The following is a 12,752-nucleotide window of genomic DNA, read 5'->3' on the forward strand; positions in this document are numbered from 1 at the left end:
CATTGCAAATTAGTCTGGTAAGCTGTTTCCATTTGATGTTGCAGATTTAATAGTGTTTTCATTAGTACTTTCATCTACAACAGGGTGTCCAGCTTCATTGCCTGTATATGTATAGGATGTTTGATAAGGCTTTATCTTATCTTGAAGATTCAATTCATCTGTTTCATATAAAGTTTGTTCCAAATAACTTTCCCATGACACGCCTGCAATATTGTCGATTACATGTTTAATTGACCAACCTTTATCATTAAGCTTAATGAGAATGTCCATCTTTTCTTTAAGAGTTAAAGGCTTATCTTTGTCATAGTTCATGTAATAATTATCTTTTTGACCTGCAGGAAGGATAAGGTTAAAGAGTTTTTGATATACTTCCTGTTCAACTTCCTCCATTAAGACGCCAATTCTTTTGTAAAAGGTATCTAAGTTTAATGAGGAAGTTGCATAGTTGCCGCCATCACCATTTAGCAAAGATCCTGATAAACCATAAGCAGATTGTATGTCACTGTTGATGTGATCAAATTTTGTTCCGTCTAATCCATCGGCTTTTACATCCGGGAACTCCAAATTTGCAAAGTCGGGGATGGAAACGACTGTAACTCCATCTCTATTGTTTTTTTCTAAAGCAGCCTTCACTCCAGAATGAATTTTTTGCTTTACTGGTCTTGGAAGCTTAAGATTTGTGTACTCGCCTTTAACTTTATCAGTCCCGATGGTTAAAACAGCAACTGCATTAATGATTTTATTGGCGATAGCTCTTTCAACGTCTTTAAGTTTCTTCTTATGTAGAACATCATATAAACCTGGTGTTACCCAAGATGTACCTAACCCTTGATTCCTTTTTAAAGTTCCGGTTCGAAGCGGGAATGTCCGTTCTTGTGGGAGTTCCTTATATCTGTATTTCTCACGATCTTTTAGGAAGTTTTCATAATCTGAATTCTTAATGAAAGGGGAAAAGCTGTTTAGCAACTCTTTTCTATAGTCCTCTTTGAAGTTGCTGAAATACTCCATATTGATTAAACAAACCCAATCACCATTTCTTCTGAAAGCTGGAAAAACATATTTAACGCTGTCGAACACAAAAGGGTAGGGGGATTTTTCATCTCCTAGCCAAATTCCAACGAGTGTTCCTGCTGCTGCAGTTTGTTTTAGCAAGTCGCGTGTTAATCTTTTATGTTTTACTCTATGGAGGGATTTATTTAAAAGGGAGATGTGCTTATCAGAGGACTTGCTTTTCACAAAGGAATCAATTTTATAATTCAAAGTTGGGAGAGCTTCGATTAACTCAAAAAGTTGGTGGATCTCAGCGGTTGAAATATAGAAATATTGAGCAAGATTTTCTATCTCTTCCTGAAACTTATCAGGGTTAGAAAAGTATTCTTTTAACTGCTTAGCATCTACTTCACTTATAATACCTTGAGAAAATAGGTTAGAAACGAAGCCAGATGCAAAAGTAGACACATAGGTACTGTAATCGTTTAGCAGCTTTTGGTACTCCTCTGATTCAATATCGATTTTATTAATACCAGCCATAATTCACCTCATTTCTTTTAAAAGTAGACAAGATCATCATCAATGTCATATTCTGTTTGTTTGTTGAGTTTTCGTTCTAAAAGGGTAGCAACATAATTCCCATACGCCACGGAACTATATCTGTCTTTTCGTTTACTCTTAGGTTCTTTTAGCTTGATTTGTCCGTTATCGCTGTATTCAGCTTCAAGGTTTATCATTTCATTGATCAACAAGGTGATTTGAACATAAGATGAAACAAATTTGGCCTTGGTTTCTTCTGGTAAGGCTTCGTATCCCTTGAGTCGCTTCAAATACTCTCGACCTTCATTTTCATTTATAGGGATTTTAATTTTTCCTCGTTTAAATCCGTCTTTAAGAAGAACTGCAATCTCACTATTTAACTGAGCGTTACCTTTAATGCTGTAAATGAGTTTTTCGGCATTTTGATACGTGCAACGTTCAGTCATTTTTTCGTCATTGATACAAGAGAGTGGTTCATATTCTTTAGCTCTTTCTTTATCATATAGAGGCTGACAAAGAGCATCATATACACCTAGACCAATGCTTTGAGTATCTAGCACAATATAGTCACATGAATAATCTTCAAATAATTGTCTTATCCTTGTTGCTTGTGAACCTGTGTGTCCACCAACTATGCTCTCCATATAAACAATGTGTCTATCATAACCATTTGAATTTGGAATTAATCTGAAAATAGTATAAACACTGGCGTCATTATCTTTACCTGCCATGCCAGCAATGTCGTTGCTAATTAGCCTTAGTTCACCAGGTTTTTTATTTTCAAATTTAAAATTTGAATCTTTAATGATGTCATAATAATCAGGTGGGAAAAGGGGAGAGGCGAGTTTTCGATTTTTTTCGAGATCTTCAAATTTAAAATAAGCCTTTTCTGATTCTCCAAACCACAATGCTTCCATTTCCATTGACCAGCCAATTGGGTCAAAGTCTTCTTCTGACATTTCGTCTTTTACTTGATCCTTATCAAGCAATCCTTCTTTAATGGCAATTTGATAAGGAAGGCCACATACAAAATATTTTGATCCTTTCATCATTGCATTAAAATAGGTGACAAATCTATTATATGACCAGTGAACCTTATACCAGCAGGATGATAAGTAAATTTCTTTGTTTCGTTCTTTTAGATGAGCATATTCTTCTTTTTCAAGATATTTTGGAGATCTTGGAGCGGTAAGGAACTTTCTTAATACTTTACTGATGATCTCGATATCGACCATTCTGAACTCGTCCACAATCAAAAGGTTTGCACGTTTTGAGCGAGCTCCGTCGTTTGATGCAACAATTTTAATCCAACTACCATTATGAAATTCAACCCTTGCGTCATTAGTTGAAGTTTTTAAGTCCTCAATTTCTCGTCTTAAATTCGGAGACTCTTTTCGCAAATCATCAATCTTTTCAATAACTTCTCTTGCTTGTCCTTTAGTTCCTGAAGCAATGACTATCTTTGTGCCAGGAAATAGTATGGCTTGAACACAGCAGTACACCGACGTTAACCAAGTTTTACCCTGTCCACGACTAGCTAAATACATAAAATAATGGTTATGTACCATCATGTAAATCAAAATACATTGAAATAGTTTAAGGGTTATCCCTAAGTATTCTTTTACAAAACGATGGGGATTTGCTCGATAAAAAGAAGCCCAAGCACCAATACCATCCATTAGTCTTTCTGATTTAGATTTCTTGTTGAAGTTCCTGCCTTTATTGAAGAGGTTAATACCTTTACTATGTTTTTTACGGTCTGTTGTGAAGTTACTGTATGAGGCCATTTTCTGTTACCTCGTCTTCTTCATCATCTACAGGCTCTTCAACAGTGTGCTTTTGCATTTCGCTCCAATATTCATCTGAATACTCATTCTTGATACCAAGCATCCTTGATAAGTGACCTAAGAAAAATACTTTTATGTACTTACCGATCTTATCAGGATCTTTCCAGCGAGGCTCAGGTTCTGGAATTGGCCTTTCGTTTTCATATTTCTTTATCAATGTTCCGAAGGTCTCTTGCTCAACGCCACTAGCCCCTGATTCTTGAACCGGCTTCAAATTACTTGAACCCAATAAGTCTTGGAGTGTTTTTTGTTGCTGATCGACTTTCTCTCCATTTTCACGGCGCTTACGAATATCCAACATTGTAAGACAGATTTGATTTATAAGCAGTTCCATTCCTTTAGAATCGCACTCATACCGATTTGTAAAATCAATGTACTCATTTTGAAGCCACAAATAGTCCTCAACCGATAAACCGCGTCCCCAAAATTGAATAAACTCCTCAATATCTTCTGGAGTTACATCTTCATTACTTTTAGCGAGCAGCATTTTTGTAGTATGTTCTTGATCATCTTCAAAATCATATTCACTGTCTGACCAGTTTTTAGCGATGAAATCTTTCATCCCAATGTTTTTCATGTAAACACCAAAAACATTGGCATCGCCATTTTTAGATTTTGTTTTTGCTTCGTCAATTGAAGCTGTCCAAATATCATAAATAAAAGGACGATCAATCATGCGTAAAATACTTTGTACATGTTTTAAGTTTTCAGGATCTTTTTTGTATTCAGTTTGAAGACATGTTTTGCAAACTGTGAGCTTCCCAGTGGCAGCATTAAATAATGATTCAGATTTGTAAAACTGAGTGGGTGCTTGAACTTTCCCACAACAAGAGCACATAATTTTTTGTGTAGCCATTAATTCACCTCCAATACTTAAGTTAAACACGTTTTATAAAACGCCCAGCAATAGGGAGGATGGGAGAAACCTCAATCACACTGGGCGTTCTAAAAAGGTGTTTTTAAATAAAATTAAAGATTTATTCAGATACAATGAATGTTTTTAAACAAACCGTCTTTTGTTTTATCTACCTCCAATTTTCCATTTACTTTTAAATTTAGGGCTACGGGTCGATTTCCAGCCAACTTTTCAATTAAAAACCTTCTTAGTTTCATTTGAATTCCTCCTAAAGTTTTTCTCATGTAAAACGAATTATGTATGTAGCTTCAATGCCTTCATCATCAAAAACCATGAATTTCTGAGAAGGCTTTGTACCAAAACGACCTTGCATTGCGTAATCGTCAGCACCAACTAAAGCGCCATTTACTACGACGGTCGTGCTGCCGTATTCTTTTTCATAATTGTGGTGAATATGCCCACCGAATATGTATGAAGGAATATAACCTAATAATTGAGGTAAGCGCGTAACACACTGATCAACTCGATCATAGTGTCCGTGAACAAAAACGACTTCACTATTATTGATTTTTGCTGGAATAAAACCATCTTGCTCAGGTTCAATAAAGATGTTGTCAATGTCTCTTAATCTGGCTTCTAAATACCAATTGATAAGGTATTCAAAATTCTCCTTGATTCCAACATCATTTTTAGAAGGGGAGAGGCGGCCATGATTTCCTGCAACGTTATAAAATTTAATGTTTTGAAATTCAGAAGCAAGTTTAGCCAAGACTTCAGAAAGAGTTTCTGACACATATTTAATTTGTTCAACAGCATCTTCATTTGCTTGCACTCTCGTTGAAACATGAATGAGCCCACTGATTAAATCACCGAGGTTTGCAACATGCAGCGTAGAAATGTGATTCAACCTTCCATATTCAATAACTTTACTTGTTAAATGCTCCACTCGTTCATTGAAAATTTCTTTGTTAAATTTGTTAATTCGGTTATCAATCTCCATTCCAAAATGCCAGTCACTAAAAAGAGCAAGTCCATGCTTTTCAGTTGCGACAGGCGATGGGGAAGTGAAATTGAGTGGTCGCTTTGATTCTAAGTTTAAAATAGCTTCAACTACATCATCTTTAATCTTTTCAAAACGAGCCTGGTTACGAATTTTTTTAGCAAATTCTCTATTTTGATCACGTTTCCTGACTTTCGCTTTTTCAGATTCAATATAGAGTTCTTCGTATTTATCTTGAATTTCTTTGTCAATGTTTTTAGACATTATATAAGTATACCAGCGCTCGTATTGCTTATAATCTTTACGCCACTTACTCTCATCATAATGAGAGCCATGTTCCTTATTAAGCAGCTCTGCAATAGTTTTTGTATCAATATTGTATGTATCTTTATTTTTAAATAATCTAATGTGGTAATCAGTAAACGATTCATCTTTATCACGTTGAAGAGCGGGATTCAAAACTGCTGTCATTCAATCACCATCCTACTCATCTTCTTTAACAGGAAGTTCATTTTCTTCCTTAATTGTGATTGACACGTTTTTCCCACTAAACTCAGAAAGAATTTCTTTAAAATCGTAAGTATACTCAGCTTCTTTGGTTTGTTCGGTAATTTCCATTACATCCATATCAAAAAAACCTTTCAAATTAACTTGATGAACTTTTTTGCTTGCCATATAAAATTTCCTCCTTATTATCCTTTTAATTGATATATAACTGAAATAAATTCCTTCGGAAGTCCGATGATCCGATAACATCGGCCAATCCGAAAAGAGGGGATGAAGGGGAATAATAAGAAATGAATAAATCGGATAGGTGTTGAGGGAAAACACCCGAAGGAATTTACAAAAAATAAAAACCCCATCTCACCTACGTAAGTAGCTCACGTGAGGAACGCAAGCCTTCGGATCGACAGGGAATATGGCTGCTTACGGGTTAGCCAAAAACCTTTATAGTCGGCAAAATTTAAGTAAGCCGAAATAGCAAAAGACGCTTTAGCAGCGCCTTCAGAAACTCCTTCTACGCATGGTAGATGAGCTAAATAATGAAGCAACAGAGAACAGAGTTAAAGTTTTTCATCAAAATATGACCACACTAAATATCTAACGTCCGTTTAATCGTAAAGCACGTGAACCGTAAGCTGTTAAACGTTATCCGTTTTCCACCCTACAAATAAATGTTGTAATTTTATCTTACAGTTCGGATACGCTCCAAACCAAGGCGGCTCTCTACTTCTCTGATGCTCCGTGCTGATGATTTTACATCAGCTATCAAGGTGAAAATCAGTTTCACCCTCATAGCTAAGGTAAAACCCCAGCATTTATAGATACTTATCAGCAGCCTCAAACTCAATTTCATAGTTATGATTTGCTTTTTCAATTGCATTTGATAAGCGATTCGCCATTCTTTCAAGTTTTAATCCTTTAGATTGCATTTTTTCAGGATCAAACATTGCTTTACGATAGCTAATAACATCAGAGTAAGATGATAATCGTTCAGTTTCTTTAGAACGGCCGTAGCTTTTAAGTCTATTAGCTTCACCTCTAAGTTGCTGAGCTAACTCAAGAGCTTCAGTAATAGACAATTCTTTTTCATCCCATACAACTTTAGCATTAAGGTTGGCTTCGGACATTAATACTACCAGATCTCGATAATCTTTTCTAGCCTCTTCCAGCTCAGATGTGATTTGATCTACACTTTTTGTAGGTTTGATGTATTCTTCACCTTTATCATACTCAACATATGCAACACTGTCACGTTCTTGCAAGAGTTCCTGAATACGTTTAGAAATAGTATTCCTTAAAGGAAGAGCCTCGAATAGTGCGATTTTCGTCATTTACTATCGACTCCTTTATGGGTTTATAGACTGATCTTAATATAATTTTGATAAATTGCCAACTATTACACATTACCGCTGGATTGACTTGTTTTTAAAATGGTACGTGGACTTCCCACGACTTCATCCCATTGACTAACAATGCCATCTTGTTCAAGTCGTTCTAGGAATTTTGCAGCGTCCATATACGAAATCATATATCGATACTTAATTGCGATAGGGGACATCGTTCGATCGCCAAAAGGATTGGACATAACCCAGTCGCGAACTTCCTCATATGTTAAACTTTTTTTCATGCAGCATCTCCTTTTACCGTATTTAACGCAAAAACAAAAAGACTGCCGACAACTCTCAGCAGCCTCGTTCTGATTGCGTTGGGATATTCATCTCGTCCCGTCCCATGCGGTATAGCCTCTGCGGCTGCCATGCGACAATGATTAATGAACCCGACGTCGCTATCGGATATTAACACCCGCCGCCTCAAGGCTGGGCAGCGTGGTTTTGTGTATGCGGGCAAGGATTTGCACCTTGCATGTGTCCATGGATACTGCCATCCCTTTATGCTCCATGGATTCACTTAGCGTGTTATGGATGGCTTTTCCTCAAAGAGATTCATTTGCACCTAGCGTCTACCTTATTCCGCCACCGCATATGTATTGAAAAGGCAAGACCGAAAATAATCCTTTTCTGTGAAATGGGAGCGGTGATCAATCGCTCAAGCCTATTCACTTATTTTACGATTATAGAAAAATCGCTAACCCGGAAAAATTTTGTGGCCTCATTCGAATGGTCGAAGGGCAGTATTTTAGGGGAGGAAGACGCATCCGCCTCACCTAAAGTGTAAGCCGAAGCTGTACACCGCAATTAATTTATAGACAAAACTGTCGCCCATAATAAGACTGTGATGGGTTCACCCTACAAAGTAGTTAGTAGCAAAGGTCTTATTGACAGTTTTCGTCCGATAATAGCCACTTGCCTGTCTCCTAGAGATACAGGCGACCAAGCTAACCTCGATCCCTCGCAAATGACTATTATCCGACCCACTTCAAATTGAAGTGGAGGAAAGAGGAGTAATTATTCTGAAAGGATTAACCCAATACTCCTCATATACTCTTCCTCGGAATCGAAGAAAAGTTCAATTTGTTCCTTGGTGATCGCGATGTTGCGCTTCTGTGCAATTTTCCATATCACCTTTTCCAATTCATCATAACTAAATCGCAAATGAACAAACTCCTTTTAATTATTGTTTGATAGCATCTTTAAGAGCTTTAGCAGCTTTAAATGCTGGTGCTTTTGTTGCTGGGATTTCAATTTCTTCCCCTGATTGAGGGTTACGCCCCTTGCGTGCAGCACGCTCTCGCACTTCGAAACTGCCAAAACCGTGCACTTTAACTTTTTCACCATCTTTTAGAGCAGATGTGATTACATCAAATGTTGAGTCAACAACCAATTCCACATCTTTCTTTGTTAGTCCTGTAGCCTCTGCAACTGCACCAATTAGTTCTTTTTTATTCATTCTTATTTCCTCCTAAATGTAAGTTTAATTTTATGTATCCTTCCATATAATAAAAATTTATGTATGGTTCAAAAACGCTTATATATCAAGGGTTTTAGCGTTTTTCTAAAGCGTTACATTTCGATATTTTCTTACTCTTGCCCTTGTTTTTTCTTTTGCTATAACGGATGCACAAAAAGGGCAGTATTTAGATTTGTTACTTTTAAATCTAAATGGGGTTTGACAATTGACACATGGTTTAACTTTCTTTTGATCAGTGTGCAGATCATAATAAAGGCCGATACTGTCAAACGATCTTATTTTGATAGCCGTTTCTCCGCCAGGTTCAATACCATAGATAAAACTTAATTTAATGAATCCTTTATTTCGAATCTCAACAATGTCTTTCGTGGCCAACTCTCCAATGTTTTGATGCAGCTTGTTGGCAGTTAGCGAAGTATGAGAAGCATCTATAAGTTCTTTGTATCTTTTGTTGTTTCCGCCAAAATAGTGTTCTGTTGTATGCTCCCCGTATTTGATGTGATGAACTGTCGAATATAATTTTGCTAAGACGAGAAGGGTAAAGCAGAGCTTTTTTTGTTGATGGTTGATATCTAAAGAATCAATAAATCGAAGTTCATTCTCGGTTATATCAATTTCATCTATATTGATTAAAATATTTTCTTTTTTTCTTGCATGATTGAGTACTGTATTAATTTTTTTGTAATATAGCACCCGGCTAAAATTCTCTATGTTTTTTTCACAGAAATCATAAAGGAGTTCTTCTCGTTTTTTAGGTTTATATCCTAATTCTTTATAATACTTGGCCAATAGCTTCAATTCATAATTCAGGTTTTTTGAAATAAATCCATTTTCAATAATTGCTTCTGCATATTCTTTCTCTTTAAACTTAAATTTGTCTATCATAGACACACCTTTCTTAATGAATAGTGTTTATTAAGGTAATTAATATCTCCGTCTTGATCCAAAACAGGGATGTGGAAACTGTCTTGCTTTCTTTTTACGTTTTCAAATATGTATTGGCCGTATAAATGCCATAGAATCTCTTTATTGGAGCTCTTCTCATCAACATAGAATAAGCGAATAAGGTAATTAACTGCTTCATAAACATTGGAGCAGATATCATTGATTTTTTGCTTGAATAATTCTAGGGAGTTTGAGAAATTGTTACAGAGCTCAGCATCATAGAGATTCTTATCAGATTCATTACTTGTTCCAAATGAAAAGGATTGATTAATGCTCTTCTTATGTTTTTGGTATGCTTTCATTATTTTTTTGTAACGCGATTCATCAAAATCAATAGTGTCGTCCATGTAAAGCTTGTAAATCTCATAGTCAACATCCTTGTTTACAATGCTTCTTATACCGAAATCAACAGATTCAATGTATTTACATAGCCTATTCATTACACAGTCGCTCTCAATCACAGGGTTAAACCTTTCAAATAGCTTAAGGAATTCATGTTGCTCCTTTGTCTTTCGTTTTACTTTCCTTAGCTCCTCAAGGCTAATTCCAAACTTCTGCTTGCAAGTGATATCGTAGGTTTTGACATGTTTTTTATACTTATTCTTTGTGCCTTTATACAAATAAATAAAGAAGTAGGGATGCTTATCCAATAAGATTTTATTGTGAAATTCCTTTTCCAGTTTTATTTTCTCCGGATCATCTTTTTTGATCTTTTGATAATTGATCCAACGGGAAGGAATCCCTTTAACTTCTCTCCCAATTTTTGCTTTGTCAATTTGAGCACTTTGCAATTTCGTACACATCTTTACACGGTTCAATGTAGTCAAATATTCATCAGAATCAACGTCTAATTGCGAAAGAAGGGCATATCCACTCGTGCTTTTATTTGTTATCGAGCCAATGATTGACCCAAACGAAAACAGGTCTGCATTAAACAAATCTTCCTCTGTTAAAACCTTTTTAGTCGAAGTGGGAGGGGTGTATGCAACTGGCAGCTCATCTTTATAAACCCCTCTTAATACTGTTTCATTGGACGTGGTTGCAATAATGTCATAGTCAAAATCACTACCAGCCCAATTCATTGTTTCAGATCCATGCACATTCACAATGATGCCTGTGTAATTGTATCTGTACCAATAATCCAAATCCTCATTTCGCTTAAGATTCAAAATCAAATGTTCGCTGCGATAGGTGAGGGGAGCGCGCATACTGTCAACATATTTGACCCCTTTTTGATTCCAATAATTTGAGTAGTATTCACGCTTACCTAAAAGCCCTGTTACCTCTAAGCCACAAACGTGCTGCATCATTGCATAGGGGTCGCTGACAAGTGTTTGAAAGTTCCCGTCTAAGATAATATCCCCTAAGCAGCCACGTTGGATTTTCTTTTTCATAAGGTCATATATTTTCTTTTTTATGTATTTGTCATTGATTAAATTGGGGTTCACGATTAAGGACTTAACCCAATGATTTTCAGATTTCTCTAAGTAATTCATGATTTTTTCGTCTGTAACGTCAGTTCCAAGCAAGAACAGAATGGTGTAATATATGTTCCCTGAATTAACACCAGTAATCCAATTTACAAACTTCTCACATATCATTTCAATGTCCTCGTTGTTAAGGTTCAGTGTCTGCAAAAATTGATAGTTCATTTTCAAAATGTCTTTATCTTTTTTAGGACTATGCAGTGATACTCCCCATTTCAAATTGTTCTTTTCGCAATTATGTTCGTAAACTTCAATAGAAGGGAAGCTGTCCCAAAGTTTAAATTGGCTTTCGGTAAGGATTACATCGATGTCTCTTAAGTCAACAATTTTTGGTTTCCCATTCCCGTCCTTATATGAAGTTCTTATTCTGTAATTGCCGTTATTGACTTTTTCACAAAACTCATGAATGGGGAAGGTGTTAAGCATTCCTTTGATGAAGTTCTGTCTGATACACCATTGTGCAGGTACATAATCTAAGCCTAATTCATCTGCCCATTTTTTCGCCATCTCATAGCTAATCAAGCCTTGGCCATCAAAACGGTTAAATGATTCAACAATATCTTTAACTTCGATAATGTCATCATCTTCATAATCTGTTTCTGTCACAAAGTTTACTTTTACTTTAGTGTCGCTATAATAATCAGGGACTAAACAAAACCGGGGAGCGCTAACTACTTGAGTGGCGCTGCCAGCCAATCCCTTATAAGCATTAAACTTAGAAGGGACTAGAGCTTTATTTAAATCTCTTCCGTTATCCAGGATTTCATTAAGTCTTTTGGAGGTCTCTTCTTCGATAAATACGACAGTGGACACTCTTGCTTGACCTGCAGAAGAAGAGAAGCGGACAAACCGTTTGTTATTTAAGATCAATCCATTTTTATGTAAGTCTCTATAATGGCTGTTGTGATCCATTTTGATCGTTATGTATTCTGGTACGAAAAGCATCTCATTGATTTCTGATTGAATTTCTTTTAATCTTTTAGAGATTTCTTGAGAATGCTTTTGTTTTTGTAAATGCTCTTTCTCTTTGTTAAGAGTCTCAAGGTAAGCATAATCGATGATTTCGTTCTTAATGTCTCTTATTGATCTTAAAATTTGATTATCAAATAAGGCAATTACCTCGTTGTATTCCTGTGCTTCTTGAAAAGAAAGAGTAATGTTGTATCCAAATTCTTTTAGGCGCGAAGAATTAAATTTATATGTATAAAATTGTTGATTGTCCAATAGGCACCCCTCCTTTTACACTATGTATTTTTAATTTGTTTTAAATAATTCAATTTCAGTTATGTATGATGCAATCTGATCAAGCAAATAGTGAAGATCTTCATTACTCATATCGGATGGACAAGAAATAAATGACATATCTTCAATCCAAGGATTCCTCTTGATGATCAATTTAACGTGTTTCACTTTCTCTTCTGAAGAAAGACAAATATCATCTCCAAATTCATCTTCGATCAATCCTTTTAATTTGTTTAATAACCTTTTTGAAACAACAGTGTTTTCACTGGTAACAGGTTCTTTTCTAATAAACATATATTCTTTTTCACTTAATCTCTTAATCTTGTTCCTGCTATTACCAACAAAGGCTGCTTCACCTATGTTGAGAGCACGGTTTAATACTTCTCGTTTAATGTATGTATGACCGTTTTCTTTGATTTGAATGTCTTTTGTTAATGTATATCCTTCTGTATTATGTAGTAACATGCTTCTCC

The 12,752-nt window shown here is 35.8% G+C and carries 12 protein-coding genes; all 12 read right to left on the minus strand.

Annotated elements, in window-relative coordinates:
- Positions 1-9 precede the first annotated feature (9 nt).
- Entirely contained in the window at positions 10-1,530 is a 1,521-nt protein-coding gene (locus tag V7126_RS19530) for a hypothetical protein (RefSeq protein ID WP_046132680.1), read from the minus strand.
- A gap of 17 nt (positions 1,531-1,547) precedes the next feature.
- Positions 1,548-3,317, minus strand: a complete 1,770-nt coding sequence (locus V7126_RS19535) for a terminase large subunit domain-containing protein (protein ID WP_335498445.1) — start codon at positions 3,315-3,317, stop codon at positions 1,548-1,550.
- Positions 3,301-4,233, minus strand: a complete 933-nt coding sequence (locus V7126_RS19540) for a hypothetical protein (protein WP_046132678.1) — start codon at positions 4,231-4,233, stop codon at positions 3,301-3,303. Before V7126_RS19540 ends, V7126_RS19535 begins: the two co-directional genes overlap by 17 nt.
- A 125-nt stretch (positions 4,234-4,358) precedes the next feature.
- On the minus strand, positions 4,359-4,490 hold the full coding sequence (locus V7126_RS19545; protein ID WP_269082062.1) for a hypothetical protein: 132 nt from the start codon (positions 4,488-4,490) through the stop codon (positions 4,359-4,361).
- A gap of 23 nt (positions 4,491-4,513) precedes the next feature.
- The gene (locus tag V7126_RS19550) at positions 4,514-5,704 is read right to left on the minus strand and encodes a metallophosphoesterase family protein (protein ID WP_046132677.1); all 1,191 of its coding nucleotides are present in this window, start codon (positions 5,702-5,704) and stop codon (positions 4,514-4,516) included.
- 12 nt (positions 5,705-5,716) lie between these two features.
- Positions 5,717-5,908 carry a YonK family protein gene (locus V7126_RS19555; RefSeq protein WP_046132676.1) on the minus strand — a complete coding sequence of 64 codons (192 nt, stop codon included), beginning with the start codon at positions 5,906-5,908 and terminating at the stop codon, positions 5,717-5,719.
- Positions 5,909-6,552: 644 nt separating this feature from the next.
- Positions 6,553-7,068 carry a hypothetical protein gene (locus tag V7126_RS19560; protein ID WP_046132675.1) on the minus strand — a complete coding sequence of 172 codons (516 nt, stop codon included), beginning with the start codon at positions 7,066-7,068 and terminating at the stop codon, positions 6,553-6,555.
- Between the two features lie 65 nt (positions 7,069-7,133).
- Positions 7,134-7,364: a hypothetical protein gene (locus tag V7126_RS19565; protein ID WP_046132674.1), complete on the minus strand. Its 231-nt coding sequence runs from the start codon at positions 7,362-7,364 to the stop codon at positions 7,134-7,136.
- Between the two features lie 944 nt (positions 7,365-8,308).
- Positions 8,309-8,584, minus strand: coding sequence for an HU family DNA-binding protein (locus V7126_RS19570; RefSeq protein WP_006640182.1), 276 nt, complete (start codon positions 8,582-8,584; stop codon positions 8,309-8,311).
- Positions 8,585-8,689: 105 nt separating this feature from the next.
- Positions 8,690-9,490, minus strand: coding sequence for a hypothetical protein (locus tag V7126_RS19575; protein WP_046132673.1), 801 nt, complete (start codon positions 9,488-9,490; stop codon positions 8,690-8,692).
- Entirely contained in the window at positions 9,487-12,261 is a 2,775-nt protein-coding gene (locus V7126_RS19580; protein WP_046132672.1) for a hypothetical protein, read from the minus strand. Before V7126_RS19580 ends, V7126_RS19575 begins: the two co-directional genes overlap by 4 nt.
- Positions 12,262-12,291: 30 nt before the next feature.
- Positions 12,292-12,752 (minus strand): hypothetical protein (locus V7126_RS19585; RefSeq protein ID WP_335498451.1); only part of this gene is annotated, 461 nt, incomplete at its 5' end.

Source organism: Bacillus sp. JJ675, assembly GCF_036963165.1.
Classification (GTDB): domain Bacteria; phylum Bacillota; class Bacilli; order Bacillales; family Bacillaceae; genus Bacillus; species Bacillus glycinifermentans.